Raw genomic sequence first — 20,784 nt, 5'->3', positions numbered from 1 at the left:
GTAAAGCGCTAACTAACGCACTATTCAACCTACAAGAGCGTGGTCGCATGTTCATTGGCCACGGTGTTGAAGTTTACGAAGGCATGGTTGTTGGTATCCACAGCCGTGACAACGACCTAACAGTAAACGTACTGAAAGGTAAGCAGCTAACTAACGTTCGTGCATCAGGTACTGATGATGCACAGGTTCTTACTCCGCCAATCAAGATGACTCTTGAGCAAGCACTAGAGTTCATCGATGATGACGAACTAGTAGAAGTAACACCTGAAAGCATCCGTATCCGTAAGAAATTCCTAACGGAAAGCGATCGTAAACGTGCTTCACGTTCAGCAAAATAATCTGCTGTAACGGATTCGATTAAGAACAAGCCCCGAGTTATGCTCGGGGCTTTCTGTATCTGAAGGAATAACACTATGAAGCCAATCGTGATTACAGGTGGCCCTGGTGCGGGCAAAACCACCTTGTTGAATGCACTTGGCGAGTTGGGCTACGCCACATTTGCAGAGGGCTCTCGCACCTTGATTGAGCAGCAAAGCCAGTTGGACAACGGTATTTTGCCTTGGACGAACCTACCTGAGTTTGCCAACTTATGCCTTGAGTTAATGGCGAAGCAAAAGCGAGAAGCGCTGAATCATCAGGTTGCTTTCGTTGATCGAGCGATTCCAGACATCGTGGCATATCTACAGGTCGGCGGTTGTCGTGTTGAACAAGCCTTCTTGACTGAGAGTGCAGGGTATCAAAGTAAAGTCCTCACTTGTCGACCTGAAGCTTCTATTTATGTGCAGGATGAAGTGCGTCCACATAGCTTTGAAGAAGCGCTACAAATCCATCAAACCTTAGTCGATACCTATGTTGAACTGGGTTATGAAGTAATTGAGGTGCCATGGGGAAGCGTAGCTGAACGAGTGGCGTTTGTTTGTCGGGTGATTGGTTTATTTGAAGAGGCAACAAAATAAAACCTCCTCATCAAGAGGAGGTTGTGGTCGGTTTATTTCTGACTTAGTTTTTGCAGGAACTTATCTGACTCTGCAATTGCGGCATTCATTTGCTTGATGGCGTATTGAATGTCTTGTTCTAGGCTAGAAAATTCACCTTGCAGCGAACCAATAGCGCTCGCATTGAGGTTGTGTTTCAAATAAAGCGTATTGTCACGTAGGGTATTCAGTACGGGTGTCATCTTTTGTTCTGCACGTTTCATCGCTTTTAGCATCGTGGTGTAAGACGATTTCGTTTCGCGCAGCTTCTGCTCACTAGAACGACGTAGCTTTGAACTAGTATACAACTCTAGTTCATCTTGCCACTCGGCAAACAAAGCGTCAGACACATCTTCAATAGCCGCAATGCGAGAACGCACATCTTCTGCTGCTTTTTCGCTGTCTTGGTATTTATCATTGATTTGGTTATAGACGCTTTCGAGTTCTCCGCCATCAAAGTTGGTCAATGCAGAAAGGGCCTCAAGTGCACTGGTAAATTCTTGCTGTGCGTCCTGTTGTGACTCTTTCGCTTCTTCAACTCGATCAACCATAATGTCTCGTTTATGGTAGCCTACTTGTTCCATTGCTGAATAGTATGCAGACTGACAGCCTGTCAGTGTGAAAATGGATAATACCAAAGCCAGTAAATACGGCATGATTGTGTCCTTTCCTTTAGAATTATGATGTTAGGATGACCGAGTCGGTTAGGAGTTACAAGTTGAAATTTGAGCAAATCGTTAAGCAAAGTCTGATTTTTGGGCGTTATCTACTCACTCGTATGGGACATGACCGAGTGAATGTAAATGCTGGCTATTTGGCGTACATTACTTTGCTGTCTATCGTGCCGATGCTGACAGTCTTACTCTCGGTATTGTCTTCGTTCGCCATCTTTGAAAATGCGGGCGATGCCATTCAAGATTTCGTTATTACTCATTTTGTTCCTGCTGCGGGTGATGCGGTCAAAGGTGCCTTACTTGAATTTGTTTCCAACACCGGCAAGATGAGTGCTGTAGGTGGTGCGTTCTTGTTTGTTGCTGCCTTGATGCTGATTTCCAACATAGATAAAAACCTCAACTACATTTGGCGAGTCAAGCAAAAGCGCCGCGCAGTATTTTCTTTTTCTATGTACTGGATGGTGTTGACGCTAGGTCCAATTTTGGTAGGCGCGAGCATCGCTGCCACTTCCTACGTTACTTCGTTAAAAATACTCGAAAGTGAAGCGGTTTCTGGTGTGTATAACTTGCTATTACGCTGGCTTCCTTTCCTGTTGTCATTGTTTGCTTTTGTCGGCCTCTATCTGCTGGTTCCAAATAAAAAGGTGAAAATCTCACACGCTCTGATCGGAGCGATTGTTGCGGCGATTTTGTTTGAAGCGAGTAAGAAGGGGTTTGCTGCTTACATCACACAGTTCCCTTCTTATCAATTAATTTACGGAGCGTTAGCCGCCATTCCTATCTTATTTGTGTGGGTTTACTTGTGTTGGTTAATTGTACTTGTAGGTGCAGAGGTCACTGCGGCGCTTGGCGAAAGAGAGCACTGGAGTGAGCCTAAAGAAATGGTACACTCTTCTGAAAAGTTAATAGAAACGAAGTCGAATAAAGGAAGTTCCAGTGATAGCACTGATCCAGAGAGTTAGTGAAGCCGCAGTTCGTGTCGATGGTGAAGTTGTCGGTGAGATCGAAAAAGGTCTACTTGTACTGTTAGGCGTTGAAAAAGATGATGATGAGGCAAAAGCTAAGCGCTTAATGGAACGAGTGACGACTTATCGCGTGTTTGGTGATGATGAAGACAAAATGAACCTCAATGTGAAACAAGTTGAGGGTAAAGTATTGGTTGTGTCGCAATTCACCTTGCCTGCTGATACTAAAAAAGGCACACGTGCAGGTTTTTCACGTGGTGCACATCCAGCAGATGCTGAGCGCTTGTATGAGTATTTTGCAGACCGTTGTGCGGAAGTCTTGCCAACGGAACGAGGTCAGTTCGCGGCAGATATGAAAGTATCACTGGTCAATGATGGTCCGGTGACATTCTGGCTACAAGTTTAGTCGCACTATAATTATATACATAGGCTAGAAGGGAAGAGCTTGGACTCTTTCATTAAAAAGGATTTTTATGTTTAAGCTGATTACGCCGAAAACGGACAACCAACTAAACAAGTACTATCACTTTCGTTGGCAGATGTTGAGGGAGCCATGGCGCATGCCTCTGGGTTCAGAGCGGGATGAATATGACCCGATGAGCCATCATCGCATGATTGTGGATGGGCGTGGTCGACCTATGGCGATAGGACGCTTGTACATTACACCGGATAGCGAAGGTCAAATTCGTTATATGGCGGTAAAAGGAACGCGTCGCAGCAAGGGTATGGGTTCACTTGTATTGGTCGCTTTGGAATCTCTAGCTCGTCAAGAAGGGGCCAAACGTTTAGTGTGTAATGCACGTGAAGACGCGATCTCTTTTTATGAGAAGAATGGATTTGAGCGCCGCGGAGAGTTAACCGATGAACGTGGCCCTGTTCGACACCAGCAAATGGTAAAGCAGCTCGACCCAATGGCGAATGTGCTTAGAAAGCCTGAGTGGTGTACGGAGTTGCAAGAGCGTTGGGAGCATCAAATCCCCATCAGTGACAAAATGGGCATCAAGATTAACCAATATACTGGTTATCAATTTGAGTGTAGCGCCCAGTTAAACCCCAACCTAAATCCGCACAATACTATGTTCGCTGGCTCAGCCTTCACGCTGGCTACCTTAACTGGATGGGGTATGACATGGTTGTTGATGAAAGAACGCAATCTTACCGGAGATATCGTGCTGGCAGATAGCCAGATCCGCTATCGTCATCCAGTGACACAGAACCCAGTCGCATCGACATCTCTTGATGGGATCAGTGGAGATTTAGATCGATTAGCATCAGGCCGTAAAGCGCGTATTGTCATTCACGTGACGATTTATAGTGGCGATGATGCAGCGGTGGAGTTTATTGGTACCTACATGCTCTTGCCTAACTACAAAGCGGTTTTGTCTGACGACTCTGAGCCCGCTGCCTCTTGATTATTTTCGCCATCAGTTATGGCTGGTGGCGTTACCTTCTGAGTTGAGCAAATTTGCTCAATGACATTGGTTAAACTGAATATATCTGACCACAATCTTTGGCATGAACTCTGACTGTTAAAGAGTAAAGTAGCAAATTCAGGTTTGATCATATCAATGCTGCCAGTCAGCTCTGCCCGCTCACTCTTTGAGCCAATTTCCAATCTACCTCGGTCAGCGTTAATGGTAATTTGTTCTAATGGCCAGCGTTGTACAAAGCTTGTTTCACCATCTGCACTTTTGGCGCTTAGTGTGGTTTGATGCAATTGGAGTTGTGCCTTGCCTGATAGACTATGCGCAAACATGGCGTAGTCACCAGATAAACCAGATAGCTCAAGCTCAATTTCCGCCATACCTTGGAGGCTAAAAGGTAACTGAGCCTCAAGCAGAGGTAAGTCGGTAGGAACTCCGTCTGCATGAACAACAAGCTTCCATGGTGCGCTGATGGTGCTACGATCCCATTGACCGTTGGCTTCGATATATCCGGTTTGTAGAGGTAGGAAAGCCCGATTTAGATTTAGCTTACCTTGCTCGGCTTGCATTTCGACCACGAGTTGAGTAGAAAGCAAATTATCAAAACTACCGTTATTGGCACTGATCTCTAACTCGCCGTTAAGTAACCCAAGCTGTTTTTGATTAATAAGTTCAAGATTTTTCCCTTCTATACTCAAGCCAGATAACTGCCAGTATGGGCGATGTTCTACTTGAATAAACTGACTGTTTCTCACTTCAAGTTCATCGATAGTCAGTGACTGCAATGATGCACTCATCATGGCAATATCATTGCCGACTTGAGTGAGCCCTTCTAACCACTTAACGTTGGAAAGTCGTACTTCGTCGAGTGCGACGTTGGAAGGGGAAAGCTCGCCTTTTACCTGAACCCAGCCTTCTTTGAAATCGGCATTAAAAAGGTCGATGTTTACGCCATTTTTTGTAAACCCAAGTTGTGCGGTCGGGCTAATAAACTCCAACTCTTGGTAAGCGAGACGCTCGGCGTCAAAAGAAAAATAGCCTTGCTCTTGTTGCCATAAAGAACGGTTAAAATATAGGTTCTCTAAGGAAGCATCTAGCTGTTCAAAGTTCCAGCCTTGATAGTTAACCTGGCTGCGAAGAATGTCCAAGCTGTTAATGTGATAAACCGGAAAATCGAGAGAGCGCAATGTGCTTACAAGCTGGTTGGCGGGAGCGGTACTATCTAGGTTGAGGTTAAAAATAGTGACATTGATAAGTGACCAACCTTGTGCAAATTGCTCCGCTTGACCTGAGACTTCGGCACCATGCCATTTAAATGAAGCGCCATAGATGGTGCTATCTTGCGCTTGATACTGAGCGTCAACCAACACATCATTTAACGCTTCCCCACGAACATAAAGCTGCTTTGCTGAGAATTGAATATCGCCGTAAGGCAGTGTTTGATTCTTACTGAGCCATCTAGGTTGCTCTACCTGTAAGCTAACTTCTCTAGCGGACCAGTTATTGGCGGATATGTCGACATGTTTAAAAGCCAATTGGTGAAGATAAACAGAGTCAAATACTGAAGCATCACTTTGATTGAGATCGAGCGTTGCCCCTTCAATAAGCAGGGAATCGAGAGCAAGTTTTCCTTCTTGCCAAAATGATGGGCTTAGCCATAGTGTGAGTTTGGGAATTTTGAATTCTTGCTCTTGACGGGCGACAACCACATCTTCGAGTGTGAGCTGAAAAGGTGCTGTGTACTTAGCGTGCTGAGCGTTGATTTGATAGGGGGTCAGTTGCCCGAACAGATAGCTCACCGCTTTTGGTGCATGGCGTGTTTGCATAATAGCGAATAGCGACAGCAACGAAAGACATATTAGGCTTACAAGGATGATTGTGGTCAGTATCAGTGTTTTCTTCACAGCAACGTATTCCCTCACTTGAGTGCTGTTAGCTTGAAACATTTTTGACCATCAGGCAACAAAAAGCCCCTCGAAAGAGGGGCTTAGATTATGATTTGATGTCGATATCACTAATCTAGCTGAGGACCAGCTGCAACTAATGATTTACCTTCATCGTTATCCGTGTACTTGTCAAAGTTGTTGATAAAACGACTAGCGAGATCTTTCGCTTTGCTTTCCCACTGCAGAGGATCTGTGTAGGTATCACGAGGATCTAAGATGTTAGGATCTACATCATGCAGCGCTGTTGGTACTTCAAGGTTGAAGATCGGGATGTGTTTAGTCTCCGCTTGTTCGATTGACCCGTCTAGGATCGCATCGATAATACCGCGCGTATCTTGGATTGAGATACGTTTACCGCTGCCATTCCAACCTGTGTTCACTAGGTACGCTTCAGCGCCGGCCGCTTCCATACGCTTAACTAATACTTCCGCGTATTTAGTCGGGTGTAGTGTCAAGAATGCTGCGCCAAAACATGCTGAGAAGGTTGGTGTTGGCTCTGTAATACCACGCTCAGTACCTGCTAGCTTAGCAGTGAAGCCAGATAGGAAGTGGTACTTAGTCTGCTCCGGAGTCAGCTTAGATACTGGTGGAAGAACACCAAACGCATCTGCTGATAGGAAGATAACTTTATTCGCGTGACCCGCTTTAGACACAGGTTTAACGATGTTTTCAATGTGCTCGATAGGGTAAGAAACACGCGTGTTCTCTGTTTTTGAGCCATCATCGAAGTCGATAGAGCCATCACTGCGTACCGTCACGTTCTCTAACAGTGCATCACGGCGAATTGCATTATAGATGTCAGGCTCAGCCTCTTTAGACAGCTTGATGGTTTTTGCGTAACAGCCGCCTTCGAAGTTGAAGACACCGTCGTCATCCCATCCGTGTTCATCATCACCGATTAGTTCGCGTTTAGGATCGGTAGATAGCGTGGTTTTACCTGTACCAGAAAGACCAAAGAAAATCGCTACATCACCGTTCTCTTTACACTTGTTTGCACTACAGTGCATCGAAGCGATGTCTTTAAGAGGAAGGAAGTAGTTCATCATTGCGAACATGCCTTTCTTCATCTCGCCGCCGTACCAAGTGCCGCCAATCAACTGCATACGCTCAGTAAGGTTGAAAACAGTGAAGTTCTCAGAGTTCAAACCATGCTCTTCCCACTTTTGGTTAGTGCATTTAGCACCGTTCATCACCACGAAGTCAGGTTCGAACGTTGCTAGCTCTTCCTCAGAAGGGCGGATGAACATGTTTTTCACGAAGTGCGCTTGCCATGCCACCTCAGTGATCACTCGGATGCTCAAACGAGTGTCTGGGTTAGCACCGCAGTAGCCATCAATGACAAATACACGCTTACCTGATAATTGGCCAGTAACGAGCTCCTTGAGATCGTTCCATACAGCTTGATCGATCGGCTTGTTATCATTTTTTACCGCGTCAGACGTCCACCACATATGCTCTTGCGTGGTTGCGTCGTTAACGATGTACTTATCTTTTGGTGAGCGACCAGTAAAAATACCAGTATCAACAGCAACAGCACCTAGCTCGGTTACTACGCCTTTTTCGTAACCTTCCAGATCAGCGCGAGTCTCTTCTTCGAACAACATTTCGTAGCTTGGGTTGCGAACAACCTCTTTTACGTTATGCAGCCCATGTTTAGTAAGATCAATTGTTGCAGCCTTTGTATGTTCCATAACGGTCATAGGTGCTCCTTATCGGAATATTTGTAGGGATTTTGTAATATTTTTTTAATTTTTATCTGCTCACCATGCTAGCAATGGGCTTGCTAGAAAACAGGGATATAGCTCAAAAAATATCCATGATTTCTGTGGGGTTTTAAGCGACTCATCACATATTGGCTGGGTTAGTTTATCGTGTGCGCAAAGCTTTGCGCTAGGGCAAAATAATTATTAATTGCTTAAAATTAACCAGTTGCTTTATTACAGATAAGGCTAGTAATTGCGGGGCTTTGATCACAAAAAGGCCAGCGTGATGCTGGCCTTTTGATAGGAAAATTACGTGCTTGATAAGCTATGAAAATTAATGCAGGGTTTTATTGCCTGAATTTGCTTCAAGGAACAGTTCAGAGACCTCTGCTTCATCAAAAGAGTATGTTGTGCCGCAGTAATCACAATGTAAAGAAATTGAACCAAGCTCGACTAAAATGTCGTTCACTTCTGCTCGTTCGATAGTCACGATGGCAGCGCCGCTGCGTTCGCGTGAACAACCGCAGTGGAATTTGACTGGTTGAGGGTCGAATAGGCGCACTTTTTCTTGATTGTATAAGCGGTATAGCAGTTCATTTGCTTCTAGTGTGAACAGCTCTTCATCTTTAACTGTATCTGTCAGTTGCTCTAAGTGCTCGAAGTCTTCTGGAGAGCCAGTACCGTCAGGCATTACTTGAATAAGCATGCCAGCTGCGTGTGCCTTACCTTCTTGTTCACCTGTGCGAATCCAGATGCGAGTTTTAAGCTGCTCAGAGTTTGCGAAGTAGCCTTCTAGAATTTCAGCTAGGTTGTCGCCCTCTAATGCAACAATACCTTGGTAACGCTCGCCTTTCTTTGGCTCGATGGTGATCACTAGGTAACCTTTACCCATCATGTCATGAATGGAGGCATCATCAGCGATGTCACCTTCCCAGCGCGCGACACCACGAATCTTTTGATCGTGGTCGCCATTGATAACGGCGAGTGAAACAGGGCCATCACCTTGAAGCTGCATTGTAATTGAACCTTCAAACTTTAATGTTGCCGTAAGAAGGGTAGTTGATACGAGTAGCTCACCAAGCAGCTTTTGCAGCGCAGCCGGGTATTCCTTGCTAGAAATAATACGTTGGTATGCTTCATCCAATTGTACCAACTCACCACGTACAGATAGATCTTCAAAAAGGTAGCGGTTTAATACGTTGTTTGACATGGAGTTTTTCCTCGTACGTATGGTACTTATTGATGTTTAAACTTGATGATGTCGCGACGTTGCTTCTTGTCTGGGCGACGATCAGGGCTTGGGTTATGGGCATGAAGTTTTCGCTCCATGGCGTTTTGTTCACGCTTGTTCACGCTTTCAGCCGTTTCGCTATATAGGGTTTGAGCTTCTGGTGCGCCACGACGTTGATCAGAAATCTTTTCTATTACAACGGTTTTCTCTTCGTGACCTTGACGAAGGGTAATTACTGCACCGAGCTCAACGGCCTTACTCGGCTTGCTGCGTTGACCATTATAGTGAACTTTGCCGCCATCGACCATATTTCGAGCAATAGAGCGCGTCTTGTAAAAACGTGCTGCCCAAAGCCATTTATCGAGTCTTACTGCTTCTGTTTGGGAACCCATTGGGAATAGTGACCTCTAAAGATGGTGAATATGGATGCCATTATGCTGAAGTAACAATGGTGACATGCCGCCCATTTTTCAAGCGAGAGTAGCAAAAATGTCTTTTGCTACGCCATACCGTCAGAGTAAACGGTTTTGCTTGTTTCATATTTTGGTACAATGATTGGCTACCCTTTTGATTTATGGGCACGATTTAACTCCGCGCAAACGAGAAGGATATTCAGTGAAGCAACAAGGTGTAAGCGCACTTTATAAGTTGGGCGAGTCAGTAAAAGAAGTTCAAGTGCAGCAACGCATCAGCTTTACGGTTATGGCGTTGTTACTTGCGTTGAGCGCTTGGATCTTGGGCCAACTCATTTGGCAGCCTTTAGTGACAGATAATGTGACGAAATGGCAGCCGAGTTTGATCGCGTCTGGAAAACCGCAAGCCTCTCAATCAATCAACCTCTCTGAGCTGCAGAATAGTCACTTATTTGGTGAATATCAGGAGCAGCGTCAAGTTGTTACACAACCAAAAGTAGAAGATGCTCCGAAAAGCCGTTTGAATGTGGTATTGGTGGGTGTCGTGACCAGTACAAATCCTGACAAGAGCTTAGCGGTTATCGCCAATAGAGGTAAACAGGCAACCTATGGTATTGGGGAAGTCATCGAAGGCACCCGCGCTAAGCTTTACCAAGTTCAGACAGATCGCGTGATTATTGATAACGCCGGCCGTAATGAAACCGTCATGCTGGAAGGGCTGAAATACAGCAAACCACAGCAACCTGCTCAAGCACCAGCGCCAGTCGAACAAAAAGTTCAGATACCTAAAGGCAAACTCGAACAGATTCGCCAGGAAATTCGTAAAGATGCCAAGCAGGTTTTCCAATACGTTCGAATGTCTCAGGTTAAACGAGACGGTGAGGTTCTGGGTTATCGCTTGACGCCAGGTAAAGACAAAGCGCTGTTTGACTCTGTAGGTTTGAAACCGGGTGATGTCGCAACACAAATTAATGGATTGGATTTAAAAGACTCAGCGGCAATGGGACAAATCTTCCAAAGCATTTCTGATATGACTGAGTTAACTCTGACGGTTGAGCGCGATGGCCAACCATACGAGATATACATTGAATTATAAGATAGCGGTGGCCTTAACCATCGCCATGAGGAGTAACAAGTGAACCATTGGCTTAAGAAAAGCGCATGGCTTTTAGCAGGAAGCTTACTTACCGCGCCTAGCCTAGTAACGGCGAACGAAAATACGTTCAGCGCTAGCTTTAAAGGCACAGATATTCAAGAGTTTATCAATATTGTTGGTCGTAACTTAGATAAGACCATCATTGTTGATCCTTCGGTACGTGGCAAAGTCGACGTTCGTAGCTATGACATGCTTACGGAAGAACAATATTACAGCTTCTTTCTCAATGTGCTTGAGGTCTACGGCTACGCTGTGGTTGAGATGGAAAATGGCGTGGTGAAAGTTGTTAAGTCGAAAGACGCGAAAACTTCTGCGATTCCTGTCGTCGGCGATGGTTCTATTCAAGGTGATGCGGTTGTAACACGTGTTGTTGCGGTGCGAAATGTATCTGTGCGTGAACTCTCTCCTTTGTTACGTCAGCTGAATGATAATGCGGGTGCGGGTAACGTGGTTCACTATGACCCAGCCAATATCATTTTGATTACGGGTCGCGCAGCGGTAGTAAACCGCCTTGCTGATATCATCAAACGCGTTGACCAAGCGGGTGATAAAGAAATTGAAGTGGTTGAGCTAGATAATGCGTCTGCCGCTGAGATGGTGCGTATTGTTGAAGCGTTAAATAAAACCACAGATAGCAAAAATACCCCAGCATTCTTGCAACCAAAACTGGTTGCGGACGATCGCACAAACTCGATTCTCATTTCTGGCGATCCTCAGGTTCGTCAGCGTCTACGCAAACTCATTAAGCAACTGGATGTCGAAATGGCGTCAAAAGGTAATAACCGTGTGGTTTACCTGAAATATGCAAAAGCAGAAGAGCTCGTTGAGGTATTGAAAGGCGTTTCGGATAACTTGCAAGCTGAAAAATCGGCGGGCAGCAAAAAAGGTTCAAGTGCTAAACGTGGCGAAGTGATGATCGCTGCCCACCCAGATACCAATGCGCTAGTTGTGACTGCGCCGCCAGATATCATGAATGCTCTGCAAGACGTGATTGCGCAGCTTGATATTCGTCGTGCGCAAGTACTGATTGAAGCGCTGATTGTTGAAATGGCAGAAGGTGATGGCATTAACCTTGGCGTTCAGTGGGGCAACCTAGAAACTGGCGCGATGATCCAATATGGCAACACTGGTGCATCGATTGGCGGTGTGATGGTAGGCCTGGAAGAAGCGAAGGATACTGAAACAACGAAAGCCGTATACAATTCTGATGGTGACTTCTTACGTAATGAAACCACAACAGAAAAAGGTGACTATTCTACCTTGGCTGCTGCTCTCGCCGGTGTAAACGGTGCTGCTGTGAGCTTAGTAATGGGCGATTGGACTGCATTAATCAGCGCAGTATCGACGGACTCCAACTCTAACATCCTTTCTTCGCCAAGTATTACTGTTATGGATAACGGTGAAGCATCATTCATTGTTGGTGAAGAAGTGCCAGTTATTACAGGTTCGACAGCCGGATCTAACAACGACAACCCATTCCAAACGGTCGATCGTAAAGAAGTGGGTATCAAGCTTAAAGTCGTGCCGCAGATCAACGAAGGTAATTCGGTGCAACTGAACATTGAACAGGAAGTATCAAACGTACTGGGTGCTAACGGCGCGGTTGATGTGCGTTTTGCTAAGCGCCAGCTCAATACATCAGTCATTGTTGAAGATGGTCAAATGATCGTGCTGGGTGGTTTGATTGATGAGCGTGCACTAGAAAGTGAATCGAAAGTGCCTCTTCTAGGCGACATTCCTGTCTTGGGTCATTTATTCAAATCAACCAGTACTCAGGTTGAGAAGAAAAATCTGATGGTGTTCATCAAGCCAACCATCATTCGTGATGGTATGACGGCTGATGGGATTACTCAACGTAAGTACAACTTCATTCGTGCTGAGCAACTGTACAAAGCTGATCAAGGTTTGAAGCTGATGGATGATGGCCATATTCCTGTGTTGCCAAAGTTTGGTGAGGATATTCGTCACCCAGCTGAGATTCAGGCGTTTCTTGAGCAAATGGATACCAACTAATGACTATGGAAGCAGTACCTGCCATTCGTCGTTTACCTTTCAGCTTTGCTAACCGTTTTAAGATGGTGTTAGAGCCGAGCGAGCATGGGGTGGTTCTCTACTATATTGCCCCGTTATCTGTTCCTGCTCTATTGGAAGTACAACGTGTCGCAGGGCAAAACATCACGTTAGAAGAGTTAACTAAAGAAGCGTTTGAACAAAAGCTGACTCAAGCTTATCAACGCGATTCTTCTGAAGCTCGCCAGTTAATGGAAGACATTGGTGCCGATAACGACGACTTCTTTTCGTTGGCAGAAGATCTCCCTCAAGATGAGGATTTGCTTGAATCGGAAGATGATGCTCCGATCATCAAACTGATCAATGCCATGCTGGGCGAAGCAATCAAAGAAGGCGCGTCTGATATCCATATCGAAACGTTTGAAAAGAGCCTATCTATCCGATTCCGTATTGATGGCGTATTGCGTGATGTGTTGTCGCCAAGTCGCAAGCTCGCGCCACTCTTGGTTTCGCGTGTAAAAGTCATGGCGAAACTGGATATTGCAGAAAAGCGCGTGCCACAAGATGGTCGTATTTCGTTGCGTATCGGTGGTCGAGCGGTTGATGTGCGTGTTTCAACCATGCCCTCTTCCCATGGTGAGCGGGTAGTAATGCGTCTTTTAGACAAGAATGCGACGCGACTTGATCTGCATAGTTTAGGCATGACCAAATACAATCATGATCATTTCCGAACCATGATTGCGCGGCCTCACGGCATTATTTTGGTGACAGGTCCGACGGGCTCGGGTAAATCAACCACCTTGTATGCAGGCTTGCAAGAGCTGAACAGCAACGAGCGCAACATCCTGACGGTTGAAGATCCTATCGAATTCGACATCGACGGAATCGGCCAGACACAGGTGAACCCAAAAGTTGATATGACCTTTGCTCGCGGTTTGCGTGCCATTTTGCGTCAAGACCCGGACGTGGTGATGGTAGGTGAGATTCGTGACTTAGAAACCGCGCAAATTGCTGTTCAAGCGTCATTGACTGGTCACTTAGTGATGTCGACGCTCCACACCAACACCGCTGTCGGTGCCATCACTCGTCTACGTGATATGGGTATCGAACCATTCCTAATTTCATCATCCTTACTTGGGGTCCTTGCTCAGCGCTTAGTGCGTACGTTATGTCACGACTGTAAGCAGCCTTACGAAGCCGATGCCGAAACTAAGAAGCTGTTTGGAGTAGAGAAAAGTGAACCTTTAACTCTTCATCGCGCTCAAGGGTGTGAGAAGTGCAGCTATAAGGGTTATCGTGGTCGAACGGGTATCCATGAGCTGCTGGTGGTCAATGAGCAGGTTCAAGAGCTCATTCACAGCGAAGCGGGTGAACAAGCGATTGAGAAAGCGATCCGTAATGACGTCCCGAGTATTCGTGAAGACGGTTTAACCAAAGTACGCAATGGAATTACCTCTCTTGAAGAAGTAATGCGAGTGACTAAGGAAGGTTAATGGCAGCGTTTGAGTACAAGGCCCTTAATGCCAAAGGCAAAACCCAGAAAGGTGTGATAGAAGGCGACAATGCTCGCCAAGTTCGTGCACGCCTAAAAGAGCAGGGGTTGGTGCCAGTCGAGGTTAATGAAACGCGACAAAAAGCGAAAAAGCAAAGTGAACAACCAAGCTTGAGTTTTAAGCGTGGAATTAGTACTCCGGATCTTGCCTTAATTACTCGCCAGCTCGCGACTCTGGTTCAGTCTGGCATGCCTTTGGAAGAGTGTCTAAAGGCGGTCTCTGAGCAATCAGAAAAACCGCGTATCCGTACTATGCTGTTGGCGGTGCGTTCAAAAGTCGTAGAAGGTTATACCTTGGCCGATAGCCTCGCCGATTACCCGCATATCTTTGACGAACTGTTTCGTTCTATGGTTCAAGCGGGTGAAAAGTCAGGTCATCTTGATGGGGTGCTTGAGAGGCTGGCAGATTATGCGGAAAACCGTCAAAAGCTGCGTTCTAAGTTACAACAAGCGATGATCTATCCGGTTGTCTTGGTTGTATTCGCCGTTGGTATCGTCGCGTTTCTGCTTGCGGCGGTTGTACCTAAGATTGTTGGGCAATTTGTCCAAATGGGGCAAGAGCTGCCTCAATCTACTCAGTTTTTGCTGGCTTCCAGTGATTTTATTCAACACTGGGGATTACAACTTCTGCTTGCCATCATTGTGTTGGTCTATGCGATCAAGATGATGCTACGCTCGCCAAATGTTCGACTCAACTGGGACCGACGTGTGGTTCGTTTACCTTTGATTGGTAAAATCTCTCGTGGTCTGAATACGTCTCGGTTTGCTCGTACATTGTCGATTTGTACTTCCAGTGCTATCCCGATTCTAGACGGGATGAAAGTGGCGGTGGACGTAATGTCTAACCATTTTGTAAAACAGCAGGTTATGTTGGCGCGAGACAATGTTCGTGAAGGGGCAAGTTTACGTAAAGCGCTTGATCAGACCAAGCTGTTTCCGCCAATGATGCTGCATATGATCGCCAGTGGTGAACAAAGTGGTGAGTTAGAAGGCATGCTGACACGTGCGGCTGATAACCAAGATGCGAACTTCGAATCGACCATTAATATTGCTTTAGGAATCTTCACCCCTGCCTTGATTGCTTTGATGGCAGGGTTAGTTTTGTTCATTGTAATGGCGACATTGATGCCAATTCTCGAAATGAACAACTTAATGAGTGGATAACGTAGAGGGCATTCGTGTTCCTCAGATTTTAGTTTGGAGAAAATAATGAAAAATAGAACTAAGAAACAATCTGGCTTTACTTTACTAGAAGTCATGGTTGTTGTGGTTATCTTAGGTATTTTGGCAAGCTTTGTTGTGCCTAACTTGCTGGGTAACAAAGAAAAAGCCGATCAACAAAAAGCGATTACCGATATCGTAGCGCTAGAAAACGCACTCGATATGTACAAACTTGATAACAGCGTTTATCCAAACACTGACCAAGGCTTGGATGCGCTCGTGACTAAGCCATCTAGCCCTGAGCCACGCAACTACCGTGACGGTGGCTATATTAAACGTCTACCAACTGACCCTTGGGGTAACGAATACCAATACCTAAGTCCTGGTGATAAAGGCTCAGTGGATATCTTTACTCTGGGTGCTGATGGTCAAGAAGGTGGTGAAGGTGCCAATGCGGATATTGGTAACTGGAACATCCAAGACTTCCAGTAAGCTCTAGTCAAGTAAAGGGGGCGGTGTTCTCTGCTCCCTATCTTCATGCGCAGCCGTAAAGGGTTTACCCTCATCGAGATTTTGTTAGTACTAGTGCTGCTTTCGGTAGCATCGGTTGCTGTCATCTCAACATTACCGCAAAAAAGCTCTGATGAAGCAAAAACTCAGGCTTTGTCCCTTTATCATCGTTTACAACTTCTTAATGAAGAGGCGATCTTGAGTGGCCGAGATTATGGTGTGCGCCTCGATGAAAAGCGATCAAGCTACTTGTTGATGACTCTGGACTCGGAAGGGTGGCAGAAGTTAGAAGACGATCAAATCCCTGAACAAGCAGAATTGCCTGATTCGCTGGCTATGCTGCTGGAGTTGGGAGGGAACAGTTGGAAAGATGAAGATCGCCTGTTTAAGCCAGGCAGTTTGTTTGATGAAGAGATGTTTGCCGAGTTTGAAGAAGAGAAGAAGTTACTTCCACCGCAAGTCTTCATAATGTCGAGCGGAGAGGTCACACCATTTTCTATTGCTATTTATCCTCAAGATCGCAGTGTTGAACGCGACGCTTGGCGAGTAGTAGCAAAAGAAAATGGCCAGATCATTGTTCTAGCCCCAGGAGAGAGCGATGAAGAGAGCGAATAAGGGCTTTACCCTACTCGAGGTGCTGGTGGCATTAGCGATATTTGCTACGGCGGCAATGGCGACGATTCGTTCAGTGAGCCAGCATATCAATACCTTGAGCTACCTAGAGGAAAAAACATTTGCTTCTATGGTCGTGGATAATCAAATGGCGAAAGTGATCTTGTCTGGACGTAAGCCGACCAAAAAACAAGGCAGTGAAGAGCTCGCTGGACGCGAATGGTTTTGGACAATCGAACCAGTATCGACTACTGGCGATCTGCTGCAAGCATTTGATGTCAAAGTGGCGGCAACGAAAGGTGGTTCACCTGTTGTAACGGTGCGAAGTTATGTGGCCAAGTAAGCGCTCCCCTCGTCGCCAGCAAGGCTTTACCCTGATAGAGGTATTAGTGGCGATTGCTATCTTTGCCAGTCTGAGTGTGGGTGCCTATCAGGTGCTCAATCAAGTACAGCGTAGCAATGAGCTCTCACAAGAACGGAGTGAGCGACTAAAAACTTTGCAACGTGCTTTGGTGTTTATGAATAACGATTTTCGTCAGATGGCACCAAGACAGACACGTACTCAAGGTGAACAGCCGTCAACATTGTTGATTCAGTGGCAAGATTACCTGCTCGATTCAGATACGAAAGGTGTCATGTTTGCACGCAGTGGGTGGCACAATCCTCAACAGCAGTTTCCTCGTGGTGAAGTGACCAAAGTAGGCTATCGCCTAAAGGACGATATGCTTGAGCGAGTGTGGTGGCGTTATCCAGACACCCCAGCAGGGCAGGTTCCTATCATCATGCCGCTGATTGATAAAGTTGAAAGCTTTGATCTGCGTTTTTTCGATGGCCAAAACTGGAACAACAATTGGGAAAAGAAAAACGCTTTACCGAAAGCGGTTGCGATTACAATAGAGCTGAAAGACTACGGCCGTATTGAACGGATATATTTGACCAATGGCGCAGAGTTGACGTCTGGGGAGGCTGACGATGAGTCGAGCTAAGCCTCAACGAGGGGTTGCCCTGATTGTTATTCTGTTGTTGTTAGCGGTGATGGTAAGTATTGCGGCAAGTATGGCAGATCGGCTATTTGGTCAATTTAAACGAGCAACCAACCAGATCAATTATCAACAAGCCTATTGGTACAGTATCGGGGTTGAAGCGTTAGCTAAAGTCGGTATCGAGCAAAGCTATAAAGACGCGGATACCATTAATTTGTCACAACCTTGGGCAATTGAGGAACAAACGTACCCTCTAGACTATGGTACGTTGCAAGGCCATCTAGTGGACAAACAAGCGTGCTTTAATCTCAATGCTCTGGTGGATGTCAAGCAAGACTCTGGTTCAGACAAGGTGCCTTATTTGGTTGAAAGTTTGCAAAACCTCATGGAGCAGCTAGAAATTGAAAACTACCAAGCGGAGACCGTTGCTCAGTCGGTATGGGAGTTTGTTGATCGCAACACATCTGTGAGTTCTGTTTCGGGTGTTGAAGATAACTATTATGAGTCAATGGCTCCTGCGTATTTGACGGCCAATGGTTATTTGGCTGACAGCTCAGAGCTACGTGCGATCAATCAGGTGTCAGGAGAGGTGATGACTAAGTTAGCGCCTTATGTGTGTGCCATCCCAACCACCGAATTTAGGTTGAATGTAAATACCATTCGTCCTGAGCAAGCAGAATTATTGAGTGCTTTGTTCCAACCAAATATTAGTGTCGATCAGGCGAAACAGGTATTAGAAGATCGACCATTTGACGGCTGGAGTAGCGTTGATGACTTTTTGAAAGAAGGCGCATTTTCCAGTATCAAACAAGAAACACTAAAGCCCATCAAAGGCTATCTATCTGTAGATAGTAAGTATTTTGAAATGGATGCAGAGATATTAGTTGGTGATTCGCGAGTAAGGATTCGCAGCCTGCTATTTAGTAATAATCGAGAAACTGCCACGGTAATTAGCCGTCGCTTTGGAGGTATCGGTGAACGAGTTTCTGATCGTTCGACTGAGCAATAATGCTAAGGCAGCCATTCAATGGTTGGTTTGGTCTGAGCAGCAAAAGGAAGTGATCGCCAGTGGAGAGTTGGCGAATTGGGAGCATATCTCTGAACTGACTGATTATGTCGAAAATCGCCGCACAATCTTGCTCTTATCAGCGGCGAGTATGGTGCTGACCGATGTCGAAATCCCAGCGGGAGCAAGCCGTCAATTTGAGACAATGCTACCGTTTATATTGGAAGATGAGTTGGCTCAAGAAGTCGATCAACTTCATTTTACTATCATGAATAAACAGGCCGGATACGCACAGATTTGTGCGGTTGAGAAAAGCTGGCTTAAGCAGGTTTTACACTCGTTGGCCGAGTTGGGCTGCCAAGTGCAAAAAGTATTGCCTGATGTCTTGGCATTACCTAGCACTGAAGGGATCAGTGCAGTCGAGTTAGGTAACAGTTGGTTGTTAAAGAAATCAGCGCATCAAGGCCTAGCGATTAATGCGGAATGGTTAGCCATGGTCGCTCAGTCTGACTGGGTGAAACAGGATGATGAATTCCTTCCACTTACGGCGTATTCTCCGTTGCCTGCACTTGAGCTTGCACAAGAGCAGGTATGGCAAAACGGTGAGCCTAAGTTGGTCATGCAAATGTTGGCGGAAGAGTCAGTAACGAGCAAGATCAACTTATTGACTGGTGACTTTAAAGCAAAATCTTCACTTTCACGTTACTGGAAAGTGTGGCAGAAGGTCGCGGTTGCAGCTGTGTTCCTACTGGCGGTGGTGATGGTTGATTACATACTGCAAATCCAGCGTTATGAAGCGCAAGCCGCAGTCTACCGTGCAGAAAGTGAACGTATTTTCCGTCAGTCTTTGCCGGGTAAAAACAAAATTCCTACTGTCAGTTATCTTAAGCGTGAAATGGAGCGTGAGGAGAAGAGGCTATCCGGTGGTAGCGTTGATGAGTCGATACTAGATTGGATGGCAGGTTTCCCATCATTGTTAAAGCAAGTACCGGAATTAAATCTTACCAGCTTTAAGTTTGATAGCGCTCGTGGTGAAGTTCGTATTCAAGCGCAAAGTAAGGACTTCCAAACATTTGAGAAAGCACGCGAACTGTTTGCAGGCAAGTATCAGGTAGAGCAGGGGCAGTTGAATCGCTCTGGCTCACTAGTAAACGGCTCTTTTGTGTTAAAGCCATTGTAAGGAGCGAATATGAACGCATTATTAGTCCCGCTCCAAAGTTGGTGGAGCAAAATTACCCCACGTGAGCAGCGTTTAGTGATTATCTGCTCGGCGTTTATTGTATTGGGTGGCTTATATTGGGGCATTGTCCAGCCCGTATCTGAACGTGCTGCGGCAGCGCAAATGCGTATTCAGAGTGAAAAGCAGTTACTGTCGTGGGTAAAAGACAAGGCTGATTCTATTAGTCAGCTACGTAGTCAAACGGGTCAGGTGGTTTCTGGGCAACCTCTAAATCAGGCGGTGTCGTCATCTGCTCGCCGCTATAAAGTTGAGCTAGTACGTGTACAACCTCGTGGTGAGCAATTGCAAGTATGGATTGCGCCTATGCCGTTTAATCAGTTCGTTGAGTGGATCACGGCACTGCAGGAAAACCATGGCATTTTGGTCAGCTTTCTGGATATCGATAAAGGCGACCGTGAAGGCTTAATTGAAGTGAAGCGCTTGCAGCTGACTAAGGGGTAATCGGTGAAAAAAGTAATCTTACTCTCTTTAGGTTTAGTTCTGATATTTATGAGCAGTGCTCTCATTCACTTACCGGCTCAGTTGGTAGTGAAGTATGCGCCGATACCCGCACAATTGCAGCTGTCTGGTGTTGAGGGAACGTTGTGGAATGGTCGAGCTGCGGCTGTTCGTTGGCAAAGAGATAACTTAGGTCAAGTTCAGTGGCAATTCCAGCCAAGTAAATTATTGGCAGGTAAAGCAGAAGCGCAAGTGCGTTTTGGTCGCGGTAGTGACATGCAGTTAACTGGCCGTGGCTCTGTCGGCTATGGATTGTCAGGTGCCTACGCAGAAAATTTGATCGCATCGTTACCTGTTGAGCAGGTGATGGAGTTTGCTCCTCGCTTGCCTATTCCTCTCGACTTAACGGGGCAAGTTGAGTTGAGTGTGAAACATCTTACTTACGCAGCGCCATACTGCCAAACGGGTGAAGGAAGCATCGTTTGGAATACGGATAGCATTGGTACTCCTCTGGCTAGCTTAAAAGTGGGCCCTGTGGTCGCCAACTTTACGTGTGCTGAAAGTACGATTACTCTGAAAGGGGATCAGCGCAGCTCGCATGTAGAGAGTGAAGCAGAAGTGGTGTTGAAACCGAATCGAAGTTATCAGAGTACAGCTTGGTTTAAACCAGGAGAGCAGTTTCCAGCATCGTTTCGTGAGCAGCTAGGATGGCTGCCTAAGCCTGATGGGCAAGGTAAATACCGTTTTAATTACAACGGACGCTTGTAATCATTGACTAAAAAGGCC

21 protein-coding genes and 1 pseudogene are annotated in these 20,784 nt (G+C 45.9%); 17 read left to right on the top strand and 5 right to left on the bottom strand.

Annotation, left to right across the window (positions count from 1 at the left end; genetic code table 11):
- Positions 1-338 (top strand): annotated as a pseudogene (locus tag AC4MRV_RS07765) (translational GTPase TypA); the annotation flags it as partial.
- A gap of 75 nt (positions 339-413) precedes the next feature.
- A complete protein-coding gene (locus AC4MRV_RS07760; RefSeq protein WP_491186853.1) occupies positions 414-956 on the top strand; it encodes an AAA family ATPase in 543 nt (180 codons plus the stop codon).
- 32 nt (positions 957-988) lie between these two features.
- Here the strand turns inward: AC4MRV_RS07760 and AC4MRV_RS07755 are convergent, their stop codons facing one another.
- On the bottom strand, positions 989-1,630 hold the full coding sequence (locus AC4MRV_RS07755) for a DUF2959 domain-containing protein (RefSeq protein WP_491186852.1): 642 nt from the start codon (positions 1,628-1,630) through the stop codon (positions 989-991).
- 35 nt (positions 1,631-1,665) lie between these two features.
- On the opposite strand from AC4MRV_RS07755, the gene AC4MRV_RS07750 reads away from it, so the two are divergent.
- The 3 genes from AC4MRV_RS07750 to AC4MRV_RS07740 all read left to right on the top strand — a co-directional run bounded on the left by AC4MRV_RS07750 (position 1,666) and on the right by AC4MRV_RS07740 (position 4,025).
- Positions 1,666-2,610: a virulence factor BrkB family protein gene (locus AC4MRV_RS07750; protein ID WP_491186851.1), complete on the top strand. Its 945-nt coding sequence runs from the start codon at positions 1,666-1,668 to the stop codon at positions 2,608-2,610.
- The gene (dtd, locus tag AC4MRV_RS07745) at positions 2,585-3,019 is read left to right on the top strand and encodes a D-aminoacyl-tRNA deacylase (RefSeq protein WP_491186850.1); all 435 of its coding nucleotides are present in this window, start codon (positions 2,585-2,587) and stop codon (positions 3,017-3,019) included. Before AC4MRV_RS07750 ends, dtd begins: the two co-directional genes overlap by 26 nt.
- Before the next feature lie 67 nt (positions 3,020-3,086).
- The gene (locus AC4MRV_RS07740) at positions 3,087-4,025 is read left to right on the top strand and encodes a bifunctional GNAT family N-acetyltransferase/hotdog fold thioesterase (RefSeq protein ID WP_491186849.1); all 939 of its coding nucleotides are present in this window, start codon (positions 3,087-3,089) and stop codon (positions 4,023-4,025) included.
- On the opposite strand, the gene AC4MRV_RS07735 is transcribed toward AC4MRV_RS07740, so the two are convergent.
- From AC4MRV_RS07735 to hslR, 4 genes are all read right to left on the bottom strand, one after another.
- The gene (locus tag AC4MRV_RS07735; protein WP_491186848.1) at positions 3,980-5,941 is read right to left on the bottom strand and encodes an AsmA family protein; all 1,962 of its coding nucleotides are present in this window, start codon (positions 5,939-5,941) and stop codon (positions 3,980-3,982) included. The genes AC4MRV_RS07740 and AC4MRV_RS07735 overlap by 46 nt on opposite strands.
- Positions 5,942-6,051: 110 nt before the next feature.
- The gene (gene pckA, locus AC4MRV_RS07730) at positions 6,052-7,683 is read right to left on the bottom strand and encodes a phosphoenolpyruvate carboxykinase (ATP) (RefSeq protein ID WP_491186847.1); all 1,632 of its coding nucleotides are present in this window, start codon (positions 7,681-7,683) and stop codon (positions 6,052-6,054) included.
- Positions 7,684-8,020: 337 nt separating this feature from the next.
- Positions 8,021-8,896 carry an Hsp33 family molecular chaperone HslO gene (gene hslO, locus AC4MRV_RS07725; RefSeq protein ID WP_491186846.1) on the bottom strand — a complete coding sequence of 292 codons (876 nt, stop codon included), beginning with the start codon at positions 8,894-8,896 and terminating at the stop codon, positions 8,021-8,023.
- A gap of 26 nt (positions 8,897-8,922) precedes the next feature.
- Complete coding sequence (gene hslR / locus AC4MRV_RS07720; protein ID WP_491186845.1) at positions 8,923-9,309, bottom strand: ribosome-associated heat shock protein Hsp15; 387 nt, start codon at positions 9,307-9,309, stop codon at positions 8,923-8,925.
- 223 nt (positions 9,310-9,532) lie between these two features.
- On the opposite strand from hslR, the gene gspC reads away from it, so the two are divergent.
- From gspC to AC4MRV_RS07660, 12 genes are read left to right on the top strand one after another with little or no spacing between them, the layout of a single operon-like run.
- A complete protein-coding gene (gspC, locus tag AC4MRV_RS07715; RefSeq protein ID WP_491186844.1) occupies positions 9,533-10,426 on the top strand; it encodes a type II secretion system protein GspC in 894 nt (297 codons plus the stop codon).
- A gap of 39 nt (positions 10,427-10,465) precedes the next feature.
- Positions 10,466-12,499, top strand: coding sequence for a type II secretion system secretin GspD (gene gspD, locus AC4MRV_RS07710; protein WP_491186843.1), 2,034 nt, complete (start codon positions 10,466-10,468; stop codon positions 12,497-12,499).
- Positions 12,499-13,989 (top strand): type II secretion system ATPase GspE, encoded by a 1,491-nt coding sequence (gene gspE / locus AC4MRV_RS07705; RefSeq protein ID WP_491186842.1) that lies wholly within the window; start codon positions 12,499-12,501, stop codon positions 13,987-13,989. The genes gspD and gspE overlap by 1 nt, the downstream gene beginning before the upstream one ends.
- Positions 13,989-15,212, top strand: coding sequence for a type II secretion system inner membrane protein GspF (gene gspF / locus AC4MRV_RS07700; RefSeq protein WP_491186841.1), 1,224 nt, complete (start codon positions 13,989-13,991; stop codon positions 15,210-15,212). Before gspE ends, gspF begins: the two co-directional genes overlap by 1 nt.
- A 45-nt stretch (positions 15,213-15,257) precedes the next feature.
- Positions 15,258-15,701 carry a type II secretion system major pseudopilin GspG gene (gene gspG / locus AC4MRV_RS07695; RefSeq protein ID WP_491186840.1) on the top strand — a complete coding sequence of 148 codons (444 nt, stop codon included), beginning with the start codon at positions 15,258-15,260 and terminating at the stop codon, positions 15,699-15,701.
- Between the two features lie 45 nt (positions 15,702-15,746).
- The gene (gene gspH, locus AC4MRV_RS07690; RefSeq protein ID WP_491186839.1) at positions 15,747-16,334 is read left to right on the top strand and encodes a type II secretion system minor pseudopilin GspH; all 588 of its coding nucleotides are present in this window, start codon (positions 15,747-15,749) and stop codon (positions 16,332-16,334) included.
- Positions 16,318-16,674 carry a type II secretion system minor pseudopilin GspI gene (gene gspI / locus AC4MRV_RS07685; protein ID WP_491186838.1) on the top strand — a complete coding sequence of 119 codons (357 nt, stop codon included), beginning with the start codon at positions 16,318-16,320 and terminating at the stop codon, positions 16,672-16,674. Before gspH ends, gspI begins: the two co-directional genes overlap by 17 nt.
- The gene (gene gspJ, locus AC4MRV_RS07680; protein WP_491186837.1) at positions 16,661-17,317 is read left to right on the top strand and encodes a type II secretion system minor pseudopilin GspJ; all 657 of its coding nucleotides are present in this window, start codon (positions 16,661-16,663) and stop codon (positions 17,315-17,317) included. Before gspI ends, gspJ begins: the two co-directional genes overlap by 14 nt.
- On the top strand, positions 17,304-18,323 hold the full coding sequence (gene gspK, locus AC4MRV_RS07675) for a type II secretion system minor pseudopilin GspK (protein WP_491186836.1): 1,020 nt from the start codon (positions 17,304-17,306) through the stop codon (positions 18,321-18,323). The genes gspJ and gspK overlap by 14 nt, the downstream gene beginning before the upstream one ends.
- Positions 18,289-19,500, top strand: a complete 1,212-nt coding sequence (gspL, locus tag AC4MRV_RS07670; protein ID WP_491186835.1) for a type II secretion system protein GspL — start codon at positions 18,289-18,291, stop codon at positions 19,498-19,500. The genes gspK and gspL overlap by 35 nt, the downstream gene beginning before the upstream one ends.
- A 9-nt stretch (positions 19,501-19,509) precedes the next feature.
- The gene (locus tag AC4MRV_RS07665; protein WP_491186834.1) at positions 19,510-20,001 is read left to right on the top strand and encodes a type II secretion system protein M; all 492 of its coding nucleotides are present in this window, start codon (positions 19,510-19,512) and stop codon (positions 19,999-20,001) included.
- A gap of 3 nt (positions 20,002-20,004) precedes the next feature.
- On the top strand, positions 20,005-20,766 hold the full coding sequence (locus tag AC4MRV_RS07660; protein ID WP_491186833.1) for a type II secretion system protein N: 762 nt from the start codon (positions 20,005-20,007) through the stop codon (positions 20,764-20,766).
- Positions 20,767-20,784 lie beyond the last annotated feature (18 nt).

This window comes from Vibrio sp. (genome assembly GCF_984391705.1).
The sequence above is the reverse complement of the archived record's forward strand: the minus strand, read 5'-3'. Positions and strand labels throughout refer to the sequence as shown.

Excerpts from the sequence above, each read along its gene's own strand:
- AC4MRV_RS07755 (WP_491186852.1), bottom strand. The coding sequence starts at position 1,630 with ATGCCGTATTTACTGGCTTTGGTATTATCCATTTTCACACTGACAGGC.
- hslR (WP_491186845.1), bottom strand. The coding sequence starts at position 9,309 with ATGGGTTCCCAAACAGAAGCAGTAAGACTCGATAAATGGCTTTGGGCA.
- gspF (WP_491186841.1), top strand. The coding sequence starts at position 13,989 with ATGGCAGCGTTTGAGTACAAGGCCCTTAATGCCAAAGGCAAAACCCAG.
- gspI (WP_491186838.1), top strand. The coding sequence starts at position 16,318 with ATGAAGAGAGCGAATAAGGGCTTTACCCTACTCGAGGTGCTGGTGGCA.
- gspG (WP_491186840.1), top strand. The coding sequence starts at position 15,258 with ATGAAAAATAGAACTAAGAAACAATCTGGCTTTACTTTACTAGAAGTC.
- gspJ (WP_491186837.1), top strand. The coding sequence starts at position 16,661 with ATGTGGCCAAGTAAGCGCTCCCCTCGTCGCCAGCAAGGCTTTACCCTG.
- AC4MRV_RS07760 (WP_491186853.1), top strand. The coding sequence starts at position 414 with ATGAAGCCAATCGTGATTACAGGTGGCCCTGGTGCGGGCAAAACCACC.
- AC4MRV_RS07665 (WP_491186834.1), top strand. The coding sequence starts at position 19,510 with ATGAACGCATTATTAGTCCCGCTCCAAAGTTGGTGGAGCAAAATTACC.
- gspH (WP_491186839.1), top strand. The coding sequence starts at position 15,747 with ATGCGCAGCCGTAAAGGGTTTACCCTCATCGAGATTTTGTTAGTACTA.
- gspK (WP_491186836.1), top strand. The coding sequence starts at position 17,304 with ATGAGTCGAGCTAAGCCTCAACGAGGGGTTGCCCTGATTGTTATTCTG.
- pckA (WP_491186847.1), bottom strand. The coding sequence starts at position 7,683 with ATGACCGTTATGGAACATACAAAGGCTGCAACAATTGATCTTACTAAA.
- AC4MRV_RS07740 (WP_491186849.1), top strand. The coding sequence starts at position 3,087 with ATGTTTAAGCTGATTACGCCGAAAACGGACAACCAACTAAACAAGTAC.
- hslO (WP_491186846.1), bottom strand. The coding sequence starts at position 8,896 with ATGTCAAACAACGTATTAAACCGCTACCTTTTTGAAGATCTATCTGTA.
- gspE (WP_491186842.1), top strand. The coding sequence starts at position 12,499 with ATGACTATGGAAGCAGTACCTGCCATTCGTCGTTTACCTTTCAGCTTT.
- AC4MRV_RS07750 (WP_491186851.1), top strand. The coding sequence starts at position 1,666 with ATGACCGAGTCGGTTAGGAGTTACAAGTTGAAATTTGAGCAAATCGTT.